Annotated in this window: 17 protein-coding genes and 1 pseudogene; 9 read left to right on the top strand and 9 right to left on the bottom strand. The window is 68.7% G+C overall.

From position 1 onward, the window contains the following. Positions 1–24: 24 nt before the first annotated feature. Entirely contained in the window at positions 25–744 is a 720-nt protein-coding gene (locus tag OHA19_RS39515; protein ID WP_331754086.1) for a DJ-1/PfpI family protein, read from the bottom strand. A gap of 146 nt (positions 745–890) precedes the next feature. Between OHA19_RS39515 and OHA19_RS39520 the strand changes: the two genes are divergently transcribed. Further along, positions 891–1,889: a DJ-1/PfpI family protein gene (locus OHA19_RS39520; RefSeq protein WP_331750542.1), complete on the top strand. Its 999-nt coding sequence runs from the start codon at positions 891–893 to the stop codon at positions 1,887–1,889. A 149-nt stretch (positions 1,890–2,038) separates the two neighbouring features. Then, a pseudogene (locus tag OHA19_RS39525) lies at positions 2,039–2,191 on the top strand (GH25 family lysozyme); the annotation flags it as partial. A 341-nt stretch (positions 2,192–2,532) separates the two neighbouring features. Here OHA19_RS39525 and OHA19_RS39530 read toward each other — a convergent pair. Continuing rightward, positions 2,533–2,970 carry a hypothetical protein gene (locus OHA19_RS39530; protein WP_405753418.1) on the bottom strand — a complete coding sequence of 146 codons (438 nt, stop codon included), beginning with the start codon at positions 2,968–2,970 and terminating at the stop codon, positions 2,533–2,535. Positions 2,971–3,360: 390 nt separating this feature from the next. On the opposite strand from OHA19_RS39530, the gene OHA19_RS39535 reads away from it, so the two are divergent. Then, a complete protein-coding gene (locus tag OHA19_RS39535; protein WP_405753420.1) occupies positions 3,361–4,080 on the top strand; it encodes an IS6 family transposase in 720 nt (239 codons plus the stop codon). Between the two features lie 217 nt (positions 4,081–4,297). Here the strand turns inward: OHA19_RS39535 and OHA19_RS39540 are convergent, their stop codons facing one another. Continuing rightward, positions 4,298–4,819 carry an RICIN domain-containing protein gene (locus OHA19_RS39540; protein ID WP_331750536.1) on the bottom strand — a complete coding sequence of 174 codons (522 nt, stop codon included), beginning with the start codon at positions 4,817–4,819 and terminating at the stop codon, positions 4,298–4,300. Positions 4,820–5,151: 332 nt separating this feature from the next. Here OHA19_RS39540 and OHA19_RS39545 point away from each other — a divergent pair, with 332 nt between their 5' ends. From OHA19_RS39545 to OHA19_RS39555, 3 genes are all read left to right on the top strand, one after another. After that, positions 5,152–5,280, top strand: a complete 129-nt coding sequence (locus OHA19_RS39545) for a hypothetical protein (protein WP_405722841.1) — start codon at positions 5,152–5,154, stop codon at positions 5,278–5,280. 243 nt (positions 5,281–5,523) lie between these two features. Further along, the gene (locus OHA19_RS39550) at positions 5,524–6,072 is read left to right on the top strand and encodes a sigma-70 family RNA polymerase sigma factor (RefSeq protein WP_331750533.1); all 549 of its coding nucleotides are present in this window, start codon (positions 5,524–5,526) and stop codon (positions 6,070–6,072) included. After that, complete coding sequence (locus OHA19_RS39555; protein ID WP_331754093.1) at positions 6,072–7,340, top strand: CU044_5270 family protein; 1,269 nt, start codon at positions 6,072–6,074, stop codon at positions 7,338–7,340. The genes OHA19_RS39550 and OHA19_RS39555 overlap by 1 nt, the downstream gene beginning before the upstream one ends. Here the strand turns inward: OHA19_RS39555 and OHA19_RS39560 are convergent. Further along, the gene (locus OHA19_RS39560) at positions 7,318–7,575 is read right to left on the bottom strand and encodes a cold shock domain-containing protein (RefSeq protein ID WP_331750528.1); all 258 of its coding nucleotides are present in this window, start codon (positions 7,573–7,575) and stop codon (positions 7,318–7,320) included. The genes OHA19_RS39555 and OHA19_RS39560 overlap by 23 nt on opposite strands. 44 nt (positions 7,576–7,619) lie before the next feature. On the opposite strand from OHA19_RS39560, the gene OHA19_RS39565 reads away from it, so the two are divergent. The 3 genes from OHA19_RS39565 to OHA19_RS39575 all read left to right on the top strand — a co-directional run bounded on the left by OHA19_RS39565 (position 7,620) and on the right by OHA19_RS39575 (position 9,813). Then, on the top strand, positions 7,620–7,850 hold the full coding sequence (locus tag OHA19_RS39565) for a hypothetical protein (RefSeq protein WP_331750527.1): 231 nt from the start codon (positions 7,620–7,622) through the stop codon (positions 7,848–7,850). A 185-nt stretch (positions 7,851–8,035) separates the two neighbouring features. Further along, complete coding sequence (locus tag OHA19_RS39570; RefSeq protein WP_331750789.1) at positions 8,036–9,292, top strand: SLC13 family permease; 1,257 nt, start codon at positions 8,036–8,038, stop codon at positions 9,290–9,292. 5 nt (positions 9,293–9,297) lie between these two features. After that, positions 9,298–9,813, top strand: a complete 516-nt coding sequence (locus OHA19_RS39575) for a universal stress protein (protein ID WP_331750526.1) — start codon at positions 9,298–9,300, stop codon at positions 9,811–9,813. 290 nt (positions 9,814–10,103) lie between these two features. Here the strand turns inward: OHA19_RS39575 and OHA19_RS39580 are convergent, their stop codons facing one another. The 5 genes from OHA19_RS39580 to OHA19_RS39600 form a co-directional block, all read right to left on the bottom strand. Continuing rightward, a complete protein-coding gene (locus OHA19_RS39580; RefSeq protein WP_331750525.1) occupies positions 10,104–11,276 on the bottom strand; it encodes a serine hydrolase domain-containing protein in 1,173 nt (390 codons plus the stop codon). Next, the gene (locus OHA19_RS39585; RefSeq protein ID WP_331750524.1) at positions 11,273–12,253 is read right to left on the bottom strand and encodes a glycosyl hydrolase family 32; all 981 of its coding nucleotides are present in this window, start codon (positions 12,251–12,253) and stop codon (positions 11,273–11,275) included. The genes OHA19_RS39580 and OHA19_RS39585 overlap by 4 nt, the downstream gene beginning before the upstream one ends. Before the next feature lie 71 nt (positions 12,254–12,324). Continuing rightward, entirely contained in the window at positions 12,325–13,149 is an 825-nt protein-coding gene (locus OHA19_RS39590; protein ID WP_331750523.1) for a carbohydrate ABC transporter permease, read from the bottom strand. Beyond that, positions 13,149–14,147: a sugar ABC transporter permease gene (locus OHA19_RS39595; RefSeq protein ID WP_331754098.1), complete on the bottom strand. Its 999-nt coding sequence runs from the start codon at positions 14,145–14,147 to the stop codon at positions 13,149–13,151. The genes OHA19_RS39590 and OHA19_RS39595 overlap by 1 nt, the downstream gene beginning before the upstream one ends. Continuing rightward, on the bottom strand, positions 14,147–15,526 hold the full coding sequence (locus OHA19_RS39600) for an extracellular solute-binding protein (RefSeq protein ID WP_331754101.1): 1,380 nt from the start codon (positions 15,524–15,526) through the stop codon (positions 14,147–14,149). The genes OHA19_RS39595 and OHA19_RS39600 overlap by 1 nt, the downstream gene beginning before the upstream one ends. Between the last annotated feature and the right edge of the window lie 66 nt (positions 15,527–15,592).

Here is a 15,592-nt window from a genome sequence, read left to right on the forward strand (position 1 = left end):
CTCCCGCCCAGCAGCCCACGGCGCTCAGTTACTCAGGTGCGCCAGCAGGGCAGGGTGGTCGGCGAGAGCGTTCTGGAGCAGTTGTCGGGCGAAGGGCGCGTACTGGCCGCTGTCGGCAGCTGTCCAGTCGATCGGGCCGAAGGGCGGCTCGGGGTCGTACTCGATGAACAGCTGGACCATGCGCGCGGCCTCGTTGCCGGCGAGGCGGGCGACAAGGTGCAGTGCCATGTCGATGCCGGCCGAGACGCCGGCGGCGGTGATGAAGTGCCCGTCCTCGACCCAGCGCCGGGTGACCGGCGTTGCCCCGAAGCGGGCGAGCAAGTCGCGGTACATCCAATGCGTGGTGGCCTGGCGGCCCTCCAGGAGCCCTGCCGCCGCGAGCAGTAGCGAGCCGGTGCACACCGAGCCGACGACCTGGGACCGCGCCGCGGTCTCGCGTAGGTTCCCCAGCAGATTCTCGTCGGCCATCGCGGCAAGGGTGGGGACGAGGCCGCCGGGCACGATCGTTGCGTGCGGATCCGCTATTTCCTCGAAGGTGTGACTGGGTACCAGGGACAGCGGGGTGTCGCTTCCAATCGGCTCGATCCGCTCGCCGATCACGACGGTGCGGTAGCCGGGAACCAGATCAGCCAGTGCTGCGAAGACCTGCAGCGGGCCGACGATGTCCAGCGGCGTGAGGCCCGGGTACAGCACGAAGGCGATGGTTTTCACCGGGGCCGACGGCGCGGGCGAGGTTTCGGTCATGACAGGACTCCTGAATGTCGGTGGGTGGCCGGTGGCCGCCCTGACCACCCTCGCCCACCGCCGCAACCAGAGACAGGAGCCTCTGGACTCTATGTCCGAAATCCTGGGATGCCTGTCTTGCAGACGGATTCGGTAGGGTCGGAGGCATGACGACAGCTGTCCGCCACCGCGTGGTGGTCGTGGCCTACGACGACGTGGAACTCGTTGAGGTCGCCTGCGTGACCAGCGCCTTCGACGGGGCGAACCGCCTCGGTGCGAGTCCGCCCTACGACGTCCGCCTGGTCACCCCGGAGGGCCGCCCGGTGCGCTGCTCCTCAGGGCTGGTCCTGGGCGCGCAGGCGGCGCTGGAGCGTACCCGCGGCCCGGTCGACACGCTGCTGGTCGTCGGCGGGCCGGGCCACGCCGCGGCGGCGCAGAACCCCTGGCTGGTCGAGCACGTGCGCCGCCTGGCCGGAATCGGCCGTCGGGTCGCATCGGTGTGCACGGGCGCTAGTGTTTTGGCGGCGACCGGGCTGCTCGACGGCCGGCGCGCCACGACCCATTGGGCGTACGCGCACGACCTCGCGCGGCGTCACCCGGCCGTCCAAGTCGACCCCGCGCCGCTGTACCTCCGCGACGCGCACGTCTGCACGTCGGCCGGGGTCACCGGGGCGCTCGACCTCACCCTCGCGTTCGTCGAGGAGGACCACAACCCGGCCCTCGCCCGGACGCTGGCCCGGATGATGGTGACCTACCTCCAGCGGCCCGGCAACCAGGCCCAGATCAGCATGTTCGTCGACGCACCGGCTCCGGAGCACCGGACCGTGCGACGGACCGTTGAGCACATCACCGGGCACCTCGACGGCGACCTCAGCGCCACCGCGCTCGCCGCGTACGCGGGAGTCAGCGGGCGTCATCTGGCCCGGCTGTTCCTCGACCACCTCGGACAGACACCGGCCCAGTTCGTACGGACCGCCCGAGCCGAGGCGGCCTCACAACTCCTCGTCTCCACAGCACTGCCGCTGGCTTCGATCGCGAGGCGCTGCGGGTTCAGCTCCGCCGAGACGATGAGGCAGGTGTTCCTGGACCACTACGGAACCACACCCAGCCAGCACCGCACAGTCCACAGCGCTCCCCGGGGTGTACCCACCGCGGGGCGGCCGTGATCAATCTCAGCGCTACTTCCTGTACCTCAACTACGACCGGCACCAATTGCATCTATGCGAACTCGCGACGGTATGCGCATCGTCGCTGTCCAGGGCATCGGGCCCGTGCCCTGGGCGGGAACTACCTGTAGTCGTCCTCGTCCAGCCGAAAAATCCAGTGGTCGGTGTCCGTGAGGGCGGGGTACTCGTTCGTGTTCCAGAAGGCCATGCAGGGCACCGGTTACCGCGACCCGCAGTTCGCGGGTGACCTCGCGGACGCGTCGCGGGCCGGGCTGATGGTCTCGCCGTACCACTTCTACGACTCCGGTACCGGTGCCGGACAGCACGATGCCGTTCGTCTCATCGGGTCTTCTCGACCACCGGCGCGAGTTCCTCGTCCAGCTTCCACAGGGCACCCGCACGCACTGGGCCTCCCTGCAGAACATGCACACTGGCCGCCGTGCCGATCAGGTGGCCTGGACCCGGGGCCGGCTCCTGGAACGCTGGGACATCATGGGCCGGGGCGCGGCATCGTACACGCGGGCCACGTCAGGGCCTCGACGGGCGAGATCGGCGCTGATGTGCTCGCGGTGCGCACCCGGACCGCTCGGAGAACATCCTGCGGTACCGCCCCTTTGGCCCGCGGCCCCCTCGTGCCTGCCGATCAAACGACTCGCCGATCACTCATCAATGTGACGAATCGGCCAAGGGTCTCGTCCCCGGCGCGACTGTCGCCGAGCTCCGCGCACAGCACAGGGAACTCGGCCCACGCCTCGCCCGCGACGGCCCACCGCACAAAGCTGCTCCGCCCGTCACGGATGCGCACCTCGTCAACCCACTGGTCGAGGCCGTCGCCCATTGAGTAGACGAAGAAGTGCGCGTCCTCCATGGCCGGTGCCAGGAGGTCGATGAGCTGGTGAAGGTTGCGTATGTCGATGTAGCAGATGTCCGACAGTTGCTCCGGGCAGAGGTAGTCAGCCTCCGGTGGCCCCAGGTCGAATTCCCATCCTCTCCCATGGACCTTCTGGTTGAGCAGATGAACCGGCCAGGTTTTCTGCCTGGGCATCTCGGCAGTCACCAGTGCCAGCGTTTCCTCGGCCAAGGACCGCCATCCCGGACGTACTCGAACAAACGTCGTGGACAGGTCGGGCCACGGCGACACTTGAGGAAACCGCAACCGGAACCGCCCGTACCAACGATCATCACCCCTGGTGACGAACGTCCCGGATAGCTCGACCGGATGAGGCTCTCTCATGGGCTGAGCATACAAGCCACCGCCGTCGGGCCCCTGAAGCAATGCGTCCCGTCGGCAAGCCCTTCTGAGAGCCTGTCGGGTGGCCGATCATGCGTGAAGCGTGACGGTCGTGATCTGCCCTCCGGGTATGGCGACGGCCCCGGAATGATCACGTGGTGTGTGCCAGTGCGAGGCACTGTCACGTTGACTGACAGGGTGGGATGATCTTCGGGTTGGTCATGCTGGGAGGGGTTGTCCGTGGGCAGTACTCCGCCGTCGTACAAGGGGCACCGGTACCCGGTCGAGGTGATCTCCCGCTGCGTGTGGCTGTACTTCCGCTTCCCGCTGTCATTCCGTGAGGTGGAGGAGCTGATGCTCGAGCGCGGTGTGATCGTCTCGTACGAGACGATCCGGCGGTGGTGCGCAAAGCTCGGCCAGATCTATGCGAATGAGCTGCGCCGACGCCGGCCACGGCCGGGTGACAAGTGGCACATGGACGAGGTCTTCGTGAAGATCAACGGCGAGCAGAAGTATCTGTGGCGGGCCGTCGACGCCGACGGTAACGTGCTCGACATCCTTCCCCAGGGCCGCCGGGACAAGGCCGCGGCCCGGCGCTTCTTCCGCACACTGCTCAAGAAGATCTGCTCGGTGCCGCGTGTGGTGGTCACCGACAAGCTCCGTCCCTACGGCGCGGCCCACCGCGAGGTGATGCCCTCCGTCGAACACCGTTCCCACAAGGGTCTGAACAATCGGGCGGAGAACTCGCACCAGCCCACCCGGCAGCGCGAACGGGCGATGAAGGGCTTCCGCTCCGCCGGCGCCGTACAAAGATCCCTGTCCGCCTTCAGCGGCATCTCACCCCACTTCAGGCCCCGCCGCCACCTGATGACCGCCGCCCACCACCGCGCCGAGATGACCATCCGCTTCGCGATCTGGGACCAGATCACCGGCGCGACCACCCTGCCTGCCGCGGCCTGAGCCCGGAACCGGAACCCGGACCCACCACCCCCGACACACCGTCAGGCACCCACACGCTCCACAACGTGACAGCGCCCTTCTACGGCGGTGTGCACCGGCTGCCTTCACGACGCCGGTCACCTTCCGCTACGGGGGGCGGAGCCAAGGAGCACCGGACTGCCCCACCGGGCCTCGGCCCTGGGAAGGGAGGCCAGGGCCGAGGCGGTTGAGGAGCCGATCAGATCGTGTCCGCGACCTTGATGTAGCCCTGCTGGATGACCCACTTCTGGTTGGTGTGGTCGACGCACTTCCAGATGCGTACGCGGTCGCCGTTGTTGCGGGTGTCGCCAGCGTCCAGGCACATCTCCTGGCTCTTGCCCACCGTGTCGGCGAGCACGATCTGCGCGTTGCGGATGATCCACTTCTGGTTGGTGTGGTTGACGCACTTCCAGATGCGTACGCGGTCGCCGTTGTTGCGGGTGTTGCCGGCGTCCAGGCACATCTCCTTGGCGTCGCCGATCGTGTCTTCGACCTTGATCTGTCCATTGGTGATCACGAACCGCTGGTTCTTGTGGCCGGCACACTTCCAGAGGCGTACCTGATCACCGTTGTTGCGGGTGTTGCCGGCGTCCAGGCACGCCTCATGGGCAGCCCGGGACGCGGGAGCCGCCGCGGAGGACGGCACCCCCGCGCCGAGGGCGAGCATGAGCGCCGCGCCGGTGAGGGAGCCGAGACAGCGAGGAGAAAGGAGCGAGGCCATGAGCACAATCCCAATCGTTGATGGGGAAGCGAGAGCACCGTCACGAGACCAGCAGTTGGTGCCCACGCATCCTGGATGCCGCTGTTCGGTCGCCGGTAGGGGGTATCTCCAGGAACCCCTCGTTAGAGCGAAGATGATCACCCACCCGTGGGAGCCACAGGCAGCTCACGATGACGCCTCCGGCAGAGCGAGACCCGTCGCGAGGGGAAAGGCGGCGGCTTCGCGCCCGGGCGGGCCGTTCCGGCCGACGCAGGCCCGCTGGCGAACCCGCACATGGCGGTGTGTGGAGGCAACGGCCTGGGCGGTAGTAACCGACCTGGAACGTGTCGGCGGTGACCCACGCCGAGATGTTCGGCATCAAGCGGATAAGCCCTGTGCTGGAAGTCTCCCGCTCGGGCAACGAGATCGGGAGCCACCGTGCTCCGTCCGTGGAGACGATGGACCGCTTCACAAGTCCGTGATCGGCAGCGAGTTTGAGAGCCACTCCTGTCGGGTGAGCTTCGGAATGCTGGGGCAAGCGGAGGCGGGCCGACCCGCGGGAGCGCGAGCGCGTGGTCGCGATACCGTCCACGCCCCCGCGTGACCCCTGCGGTGTGGCCCCTTCTGGAGGCCCGCCACGGAATCTGCCGGATCATGCTGTAACGATCGGGCCGCGCACACCACTTCCCGGTAACAGATGACCCTGGAGGACGGAGGTGCACGGCGTGTCCGATGATGCGGCACGTTTCACCGCGATGTACGACACCTGCCGACAACGCGTCTGGGCGTACGCGGTCAGCCGCGCGGGGCGGCAGGTGGCGGACGAGGTGGTGAGCGAGACCTTCACCGTGGCCTGGCGCCGTATCGGCGACGTACCCCAGCCGCCGCTGCCCTGGCTGCTCGGCGTGGCCCGCAACATCCTGCGCGACACCGGACGTGCCGAGGTCAGGCGCGCCTCGCTCGCCGCCGAGCTGCGGGACTGGACGGACACGGTCGAGGGCGACATCGCCGACGATGTCGCCGACCGGATCGCGCTCCGGAACGCCCTGGTGTCCCTGGGCGACGAGGACCGCGAGGTGCTGATCCTGGCCGCGTGGCAGGGGCTCTCCCCCCGTGAGGCCGCCCGCGTCGTCGGCTGCACGGCCGCCACCATGCGTGTGCGGCTCCACCGCGCGCGCCGCCGGCTCGCCAAGGCGGTGGCGGTACGGGACGAGGCCTCGCCGGTACGCCCCCATGTCCGCCCCCGACTCAACACGACAGGAGAGGAAGTGTGATGAAGCACGACGATCTGATGCGTCGGCTGGCCGACGCACGTCCCGGACGCCTCGACCCCGGCAGGCCGGTCGACCCCGAGCTCCGGCGGACCGAACTGCAGGGCGTCATGGCGCGGACCGGGGAGCCGCAGGTGGCGCCGGGGAAGCGGGGAAGGAGCCGCCTCGGCGTACGGCCGGCGTGGAACGTGGCCCTGGCCGGCGCGGCGGCCGTGGCGGCCGCTGTCTTGGTCGTCACCACCGCCGGGCCGCCCGGCCTCGGGCCGAGGCCCGAGGCGGGCGCACCCGCCACCGCCTTCTCCGAATCCCGCATCCTGCTCGCGGCCGCCTTCGATGTCGAGAAGACGGAGGCGACCTCGGGTGCGTACTGGTACCAGGAGGAGCGCATCGGGGTGCTGCGAAGGATCCCGGGCAAGGACTACACGCTCGACGTCCGGCAGGAGAGCAAGACATGGCTGACGAAGGGGACCGGCAAGCGCGACCGGCGTTGGACGCTGCACATCGACGCCGGGGCCCGGCCCGCCACCCCGGCCGACGAGAAGGCATGGCGCGCCGACGGCTCACCGAAGCGGTGGGACCTGACGGACTACGACCAGGCCCGACGCGACACCCAGCGCGAGCGGAACAAGCACGGGCGCAAGGATGACATGTCCCCCGAGCCCCAGCCGGAGATCGTCACCTGGGACGGCGAGGGCGAGGTCGCGGGTGACGCCCCCGGGGGCGGTGCGGACACGGTCTCGGCCGGGGCGGAGATCGGCCTGGCGGAACTGGAGTCGCTGCCCACCGACCCGGAGCGGCTCCGCGAGCGGCTGGAGCAGATCGTCGACGAGCAATACAACGCGCCGCAGCACATCCTGCAGGAGCTGCTCGGTCAAACGGCCGAGAACCTCGCCGTCGAGCTGCCGGTGTCGCCGCAGTTGCGGGCCGCGGCCTACCGGGTGCGTGCCTTGCTGCCGGGCGTGCGGGACATCGGTGAGGTCACCGACCGGTCCGGGCGCCCGGGGTACGCCGTGGAGATCAGGAGCCTGCGGCCCGGAGTGGAGTACAAGCGTCGCTTGATCTTCGACAAGGAGACCGGACTGCCGCTGTCGGAGGAGTTGTACGCGACCTCGGCCCGCGACGGACACCGGTCTGGAGAACTGGCCGACTACACCATTCTCACGGCGATGAGGTGGACCGACCAGGCCCCGCCGTTCGACAAGGACTTCATGGCCGATGAGCCGGAGAGCCCGAGCGTGGAGACCGACGTCAAGCCCGCCGACAAGCGCTGATCTCACCCGTGCCCGCCAACCCCGTGCCCGCCTGCGCAGGCGGGCACGGGGTGTGGTGCCGCAGTGCGCCCGGGGCTACGGAGGTGACCGCCTGGCCTTCCTTCAGGGACTTGAATCCATTCCCTTCGATCGCACGGAAGTGGACGAAGAGATCAGGACCGGTCTCCGGGGTGATGAAGCCGTAGCCCTTCTCGTCGTTGAACCACTTCACGGTGCCGTTCTGGCGCTCGGCCATATCTCCTCCTGATCGTGTACGGGTGAAACGCATCCCAGCTGCGAGTGCCCCGCAAGCAGGCCGAGCACCTGGAGACGACAGATGCGCTGTCGGGTCGTCAGGATGTTGCTGACCGGCCCGTGGTGGTCAAGCTCGGCACCTGGCTCGACAACACCCGCAAACGCGCCGAACAACGCCACACCGACCTTCGTCAGCAAGCATCAAAGGAGGCTGGGCAGGAGGAGCGCTGCGTCTCCGCGGTCTCCCTCGTCCTGCGGCTCGTGGATGCCTCCTGACTGGCCCAGAGGCGTCGGGGCGAAAGCCCCGCCGGTATGCGGACGGCACCAGGTTCCCGAGGGCCGACGGTGTACTTTTGTTCCGATATTTCTCAAATCCTCAGCGTGCTCGACACGCGCCACGGCCAGCCCCCGGTACGGTCGTTCCGCTCTGCCAGGATTCCGTCCCGGAAAAGGCTCAGACGCTGAACTTTGCACTCGCAGAAGCACTCTCTGTCGCCTTGCTCCTGGCGGTGCTGGCCTGCGCGGTGATCCGGCCGTGGGGCTGGCCGGAGGCGGTCGTGGCTGTCCCCGCCGCCGGGGTGGTCATCGCCACCGGCGCGATCTCGCTCGACCACGCGGCGGCCGAGGCCGCCCGGCTGGGCCCGGTGATCGGCTTCCTCGCGGCCGTCCTGGTCCTGGCCCAGCTGTGCGACGACGAGGGTCTGTTCCACGCGTGCGGCGCCTGGATGGCCCGCCGGGCGGCCGGCCGCCCCCGCCGCCTGCTGGTCCTCGTGTTCGTAGCCGCCTCACTGATCACCGCAGTGCTCAGCCTGGACGCCACGGTGGTGCTGCTGACTCCGGTGGTGTTCGCCACCGCCGCCCGCCTCGGCGCCCGCGCCAAACCGCACGTCTACGCCTGCACCCACCTGTCGAACACCGCCTCGCTGCTGCTGCCGGTCTCGAACCTCACCAACTTGCTGGCGTTCGCCGCCAGTGGCCTGAGCTTCACCCGCTTCGCCGCGTTGATGGCGCTGCCCTGGCTGGTGGCCATCGGTGTCGAGTACGTGGTGATCCGCCGCTTCTTCGCCACTGACCTGGACGCGGGCACCGAGGCCCCGCCCGCCGACGAGCCCCGCGAACTGCCTCTGTTCGCCCTGCTCACAGTGGCGGGCACCCTGGCGGGCTTTGTCCTGACCTCGGCGGTCGGCATCAACCCGGCCTGGGCGGCGGCCGCGGGCGCGGCCGTCCTGGCGGCCCGCGCCCTGGCCCAGCGCCGCACCACCCCCACGGCGATCGTCCGGGCCGCGGCCCTGCCGTTCTGCGCCTTCGTCCTGGCCCTGGGCATCGTGGTCCGGGCCGTGGTCGACAACGGCCTCGCGGACGTACTGGGCCACCTGGTGCCCGGTGGCACCGGTCTCCCGGCCCTCCTCGCCATCGCGGCACTGGCAGCCGTACTGGCGAACATCATCAACAACCTGCCTGCCGTCCTGGTCCTGCTGCCCCTGACCACCCCCACCGGCCCGGGCGCCGTCCTCGCCGTCCTCCTCGGCGTGAACATCGGCCCGAACCTCACCTACGCCGGCTCGCTGGCCACCCTGCTGTGGCGGCGCATCGTACGCGAACACGACACCGACGTAGGCCTCGGCGAGTTCACCCGGCTCGGCCTGCTCGCCGTGCCCGCCGCCCTGCTGCTCTCCGTGGTGGCACTGTGGGCCTCACTCCAAACCATCGGAGGCTGAACACCGTGACCGTCATCGTCTGGATCGTCGAGGGCACCTGGCCCGCCTGCGTCGACGCCGCCCGCACCCACACGCCTGCCAACGCTGACCTGGTGCTGCTCCACATCACCGGCCACGAGGTGCCGGGCGCCGCGCACGGCGCCTACGCCGGGCTGCTGGGCCGCGCACGCCCCGACCGCGACCCCGGCACCGCGGTGGAACACCTGGCCGCTGCCTCAGCCGAACATCTCCTGGCCAGAGCGGCCGAGCGGCTGGGACGGCCGTGTGCCCGGCAAGAACGCTCGGGCAGCGTCGAACGAGAAGTCGTGGCCGCCGCCGAAGGCGCCGACCTGCTCATTCTCGCCCGCGACGGCGACCGCACCCACCTCGGACCCCGCAGCCTCGGCCCCGCCAGCCGCTTCATCGTCGACCACGCCCCCTGCCCCGTCCTGCTGGTCTGGCCGGAGACCGCACCCAGCACGGCCACCATCCCGCCGCCACCCCACCGGCCGCGGTCTCCAGGCCGCCACCCCGGTCGGTGAAAGACACGGCGCGGAGCCGCTGCGGATGCCGTACGACTACGTCATCCCCGATGACTGGGCCCGACCGGATTCCCGCTCGGGACATGGCCCGCGGACCAGCGGAGGTTCCCGCCACAAGGCTGGGCATCTCGATCCGGGGCGGGTGAAGCAGCTGGACGGGTCGGGGATGGTGTGGTCGCACCACGTTTCCCGTGCCTCACAACTGCGCACCGGCAACGCGCCCCGGGCAATTGCCCCGTCTCGACGAAACCGCAACACCCCTGGGCCCGACCCCAGCCCCCACCCCGGCGTTACTTGCGGAGGATGCGGCGGAGTTCGTCCACGATCGCGGTGGCGCGGTGGTCGGGCCCCGCTTCCATGAGGTTGGTCAGGAACGCGAATCCGACCTGGTGTGTCGTGTCGGCAAAGGCGACCTGCCCGCCGGCGCCGTCGTGTCCGAAGGAGGCGGGCCCGAGGAATTCGCGGGCGAGGGAGGGAAGCTGGAATCCCATGCCCCACCGCGCGAAGGGGGGTTGTCCGCCGAATATCGGGGTGCCTTCGGTCTGCGGTCGCGTGGCGTCAGTGACCGTGCCGGCATCCAGCAGCCGCACTCCGTTTGTCTCCACCACGGTGGATGACCAGATCGAGGCCAGCGCCCGGGCTGATGCGACGCCGCCCGCTCCCGGCAGCTCCGCCGCTTGGATACGGGGGTCGTTGAAGCCGCCGGTGGCGTCGACGAGTTCCGGCGGGAACGCGTTTCCGAGGGTCATGGCCCGCTCGGTCCAGTCGATCTCGCCGGCAACGCGCGCTGCTGCCTGTTGAGCAACGAGCGCGGTGAGGCTCGTTCCGGCCCGCAGATGGGCGACCTGGTGCCGCGCCCCGCGGGGGAGGCCGATCCACGCGTCGGCCTGCAGCGGTGCGGCGATGAGCTCGTCGAAGTACTGGCCGACCGTTTTGCCGGTGATCCGGCGGATGACCTCACCGGCGAGCCAGCCGTGGGTGAGGGCGTGATACGCGTGGCCCTGGCTGGTGGTCCACAGTGGTTGCTGGGCTGCCAGGCGACCCGTGACGACGTCCCAGTCGATGACGTCCTCGACGTTCAGGAGATCGCGTGGTGCCGAGAGCCCGGACCGGTGGGCGAGAAGATCGGCGACCGTGATCTCTTCTTTCCCTTCGGCGGCGAACTCGGGCCAGTAGGTTGCGACGGGAGTCCGGTAGTCGAGGAGTCCGTCCTGCACGAGACGTGCCGCGAGGATGGAGACAAGGCCCTTGGTGCAGGAGAAGATGACGCTGGTGGTGTCCTTCGTCCAGGGCGAGCGGTCGCGCGGGTCGGCAATCCCGCCCCACAGGTCAACGACTGTCTCGCCGGCCAGCCGGACACAAAGTGCCGCGCCCATGGCGTCATGGCCGGTGAAAGCGGTGGAGAAGGCTTCCGCGAGGGGCGCGAAGCCTGGGGCGGTGCTGCCCTCGATGCGGGTGCTCATTCCGGGGTGCCTTTGCTCTGGAGGGCCAAGGGGGCGATGCCGTGCCGCTCCGCTGACCAGCTCACGTGGATGGGGTCGGATATCGAGCCGGCGAACCTGTCGTCGACAGTGGAGTTGTCGAAGGCGAGCATCACGGTTCTGCCGGTCCGGTCTTCGATGAGGCGCCCGCTGTAGAGGGATTCCTCGACGACCAACGTGGCGTCCTCCACCGGGTAAGGGCCCAGGACCGCAGCGGCTGGAACGCTCCAGACACCTCCGACCTGGCCGGCTCTGCGCCGTGCGGCGGACAGTCGTGGAGTGTCGCAGGACAACAGCAGTACGGACTCGCCGTCGACGGTCGTGATCTGGGGGACCTCCAGGTGGGCGAACCCGGCGCCCACGCGGCTGAGCGGTGGCCGGACGGTCCATGCCTGAAGATCCGGTGATGTCGCGTGCCCGATCACGCCCCGGTCGTCGTCAGCACCGTGGTTGGCCCGGGCCGTGATGAGCATGTGCCAGCCGTCACCGGCCGGGTCCGGGAAGACCCAGGGATCGCGCCATGCCTCCTCCGGCCAGCTGGAATCTCCCAGCCTCTCGTACCAGCGCCCGTCCGCCTCGATGAGCGGCCCGGGCTGTTTCGTCCAGGTGTGCAAGTCCGTGGAGGTGGCCACGCCGATGGTTTCGACGTTGCCCCCAGCGTCGAGGAAGCGGGCTCCGGTGTAGAACATCCGCCAGACGCCGTCGGGTCCGCGGAGCACGCTGCCCGTCCACGTGGCGGTCTCGTCGAAAGTGCCGGGCTGTCCGGGGCCGAAGACCGGTCCGTGGTCCTGCCAGCCGACCAGGTCGACGGAGGTGGCGTGCCCGATCCGGGCGTTGCGGTGGCGCAGCTCCGGGTCGCCCAGGTTCTTGGGTGCGTGGAGGTAGAACAGGTGGAAGGTGTCGCCGTCATCGGCGAACCAGAAGTCCCACGCCCAAGCGTGGTCGAGGCGAAATGTCATGCATTGTCCTTGTGGCTGCGGCTGTCGTCGTGAGCAGGCCGGACCGATGAGGGTGACGGAGGAGGGGCGCTTCAGCCTTTGACCGCGCCCTGGAGAAGCGCCTTGATGAACTGGCGCTGGAAGATGACGTAGATCACGATCGTCGGCAGCATGATGATCAGCGCGCCCGCGAACAGCAGGGGGAGCTGGTTGAGGTACTGCCCCTGGAACGCTCCCAGGGCCCCGGCCATGGTGCGTTTGTCGGGATCGTCGACCAGGACCAGGGGAAGGAGGAACTGGTTCCAGGTCCACAGGAACAGCAGGATGGCCAGGGCGGAGAGGGCGGGCATGGCCAGTGGAATCTGGATGCGGCGGATCTCCTGGAAGGTGCTCGCACCGTCGATCCGGGCCGCTTCGGAGAGTTCGGTGGGGACGCCGACGAAGTGCGCACGCATCCAGACGACGCCGAAGGGCATGTAGAGCCCGATCAGCGGAAGGATGATCGCCCACTGGGTGTTGAGCAGTCCCATGGCGCTGATCTCGTAGTAGATCGGGATAATGATCGCTTCGAAGGGAATGGTCAGTCCCAGCAGGAGCAGGACGAACACGAATCTCCCGCCGGGAATGCGCAGGTTGCCCAGGGCGTAGCCGGCCAGCGTCGACAGGAGCAGGCTGAGCGGTACGACGCCGAGGATGATCAGGGTGCTGGAGCCGAGGAGTTCCCAGACATGCGCGGTCTGGAAGGCGACGACGAAGTTGCCCCACTGGGGATCGCTGGGCCAGGAGAACCCGTCAGGGATGCGATCCGCGGGCTGCAGGGCTCCGGAGAGCATCCCGGCGAGCGGCAGCAGAGTGAGGATCAGCACGAGGACGAGGACGACACGTCCGATGACCGCTTCCGTCTTGTTGACGACCATCAGTCTCGTTCCCTTCCCAGCAGTTGAATCGGCAGCACTGCCAGGAGGACGAGTGCGAGGAGGATGATGCCGAAGGCGGACGCCAGGCCGACCTCGCTCTGAGTGAAGGCGAGCCGGAAGATCGAGATACCGGGGACGAGCGTGCTGGTTCCCGGACCGCCCTTGGTGGTGGTGTAGATGATGTCGAAGCTGCTCAGCGCGGCGATGACAGTGATGGTGACCAGCACCACGATCTCCTGCCGCAGCCCGGGAAGGGTGACCGTCACGAATTCTCGCCACCAGCCCGCCCCGTCGAGCCGTGCCGCCTCGTAGAGGGAGGCGTCGATCTTTCCGATGCCGGTGAGCAGCAGGATGGTGCACAGGCCGGTCAGTACCCAGGAGCCGATGAGGCCGACGGCGGGCAGAGCGGTCCCGAAGCCCGCCAGCCAGGACCGCGAGAGGAAGCCCAGGCCGGCGGAGTCGAGAATGGTGTTGATCGTGCCGGTCTGCGCGTACATCCATGACCAGGCAATACCGGCGGCCACCAGCGGGATGATCTGTGGAAGGAACAGCACCGTGCGGGCGAACGTAGCGAAGGGACCGGGCCGCATCGTGCGGATCAAGGTCGCCAGGGCCAGGCCGCTGGCAACCGGGATCACCGTGAAGAAGACGATGAGGACCAGCGCGTTGACGATCGAGATCAACAGCTCCGGATCGGTGAAGACCCGGACGTAGTTGTCGACGCCGACCCAGGTCGACGCGCCGATGCCGTTCCAGCGGTAGAACGAGTACTGCACGGCCGTGATCAACGGGTAGACCACGAAGACGCAGAAGAACGCCAGTGCCGGCAGGACGAAGAGCCAGCCGATGACGCTCCGGTGGCGGGCCGCCCTTCGCACGGAGGGCCGGCCGGCCCGACCGGAGGACCTTCCGACGCCCGCAGCATGAGCGCCCGCGTCGGGTCGCCGCAGTGCCGCGGTCGGCTTCGGGTCCTCATGCTTACGGACATCGTTGACCATCAGCCCGCCAGCTCCTTGGCGTAGTACTCCTGGATCGCCGCCACGAAAGCCTTGGGTTCCATGCGCCGGGTCAGCAGCTTCTGCTCATCCGGCTGGAAGGCGCCCGCGTAGATGCCCGCCGTGGTGTTTGCCATGAAGTCGACGAACCCGTCATCGGATCCGACCTTCGCCGACGCCGCGAGGGCCTGCGCGATCAGCGAACCGTCCTTCACCTTGGGCAGCTTCTGCGAGGGATCTCCACCCGGGGAGGCGCCCGTGACGTCGACCACGATCTGACGGGCCTTGAGGTCGGTGTGGATCCAGTCCAGGAAGAACGCCGCCGCGTCGGCATGCTTCGCTTTGGCCGGGATGGCAAAGGAGTTCGCGGCGCCCATCGCCACGTGCGCACCACCGGCGGTAGCCGGAGGCGCCAGGACGAACCGGGCCGCGCCTTCCCCCATCGCCTTGTCGGTCTTCGCGGCGTCCCAGTTTCCGTCGAACATCAACAGACCCTTGCCCGCCTGGAAGTTGGACACCATCGTCGTGTAGTTGATCGCGTTCACGTCGGAGGGGAAGTACCCCGCGTCGGCCCACTTCTTGAAGGTCGTGGCGCCCTTGAGGCTGGCCTCGGTATCGAAGGTGGCACCGGGCTTGTTGAACATCCAGTTCACCAGGCCCGCCTTGTCCCCGTACTGGTTGATCAGCGACTGGAGCGCGAACGTGCCCACGCCATCCTGCATTCCGATCTGCATAGGAAGGATCTTGGCCGCCTTGGCCTTGGCCATCCACCGCTCCAGCTCCGCGATGGTCGATGGCGCGCCGGAGAGCCCCAGCTGCTTGGCGTACTTCTGGTTCACGTAGATGCCCGTGACGCTGTAGCCCAGGCCCATCTGGTACAGGGAGCCCTCGCCCCTGACTCCCTCGGCGCTCATCCGGGACGCGGCCAGCTGGCCGGCGGAGAACTTGTCCCACCTGTAGCCCTTGAAATACGGGTCGAGGTTGGTCAGGAGCCCGTCCTTGACGGTGTCCCCCATGGTGGGAAGCCGGATGAGGTCGGGCGCGTCGGCGCTGGCCAGGAGGCGTGGCGCGTTCGCGGTGAGGTTGGCGAAGCTGTCCCGGACGACCTTGAAGGTGACGTTCGGGTGCTGCTTGGTGAATTCGTCGGCCAGGTTGTCGGTGACGGGGAAGCCCGCTTCGTCCTGGATCTTGATCGTGATCTTGTCGGACGGGAGCTTCAGGCTCACCTTGCCCGATGCGGTCGGGCTCGCATCCGGGGATCCCGGCGCACACCCGGCCAGGACAAGCCCGCTCACGGCGACCGCGGCCGTGACGGCCGGCCTCCAGCTCCTGAGCGATGCGGCTCTGCGTCCCTCACCGGGGCGGTTCGACTTGTGTGCCATGTAAAAGACTCCGTTGTCTGAGCGTGCTCCGTGGAAGATGCTCCTGCGCACCACAAGCGGGTGCCG

This window comes from Streptomyces sp. NBC_00012, from assembly GCF_045040875.1.
Lineage (GTDB): Bacteria > Actinomycetota > Actinomycetes > Streptomycetales > Streptomycetaceae > Streptomyces.

What these genes read in the sequence shown, in the direction of transcription:
- OHA19_RS39560 (WP_331750528.1), bottom strand. Translation starts at nt 7,575, where the DNA reads ATGGCCGAGCGCCAGAACGGCACCGTGAAGTGGTTCAACGACGAGAAG.
- OHA19_RS39520 (WP_331750542.1), top strand. Translation starts at nt 891, where the DNA reads ATGACGACAGCTGTCCGCCACCGCGTGGTGGTCGTGGCCTACGACGAC.
- OHA19_RS39515 (WP_331754086.1), bottom strand. Translation starts at nt 744, where the DNA reads ATGACCGAAACCTCGCCCGCGCCGTCGGCCCCGGTGAAAACCATCGCC.
- OHA19_RS39540 (WP_331750536.1), bottom strand. Translation starts at nt 4,819, where the DNA reads ATGGCCTCGCTCCTTTCTCCTCGCTGTCTCGGCTCCCTCACCGGCGCG.
- OHA19_RS39590 (WP_331750523.1), bottom strand. Translation starts at nt 13,149, where the DNA reads ATGGTCGTCAACAAGACGGAAGCGGTCATCGGACGTGTCGTCCTCGTC.
- OHA19_RS39595 (WP_331754098.1), bottom strand. Translation starts at nt 14,147, where the DNA reads ATGGTCAACGATGTCCGTAAGCATGAGGACCCGAAGCCGACCGCGGCA.
- OHA19_RS39555 (WP_331754093.1), top strand. Translation starts at nt 6,072, where the DNA reads ATGAAGCACGACGATCTGATGCGTCGGCTGGCCGACGCACGTCCCGGA.
- OHA19_RS39585 (WP_331750524.1), bottom strand. Translation starts at nt 12,253, where the DNA reads ATGACATTTCGCCTCGACCACGCTTGGGCGTGGGACTTCTGGTTCGCC.
- OHA19_RS39600 (WP_331754101.1), bottom strand. Translation starts at nt 15,526, where the DNA reads ATGGCACACAAGTCGAACCGCCCCGGTGAGGGACGCAGAGCCGCATCG.
- OHA19_RS39580 (WP_331750525.1), bottom strand. Translation starts at nt 11,276, where the DNA reads ATGAGCACCCGCATCGAGGGCAGCACCGCCCCAGGCTTCGCGCCCCTC.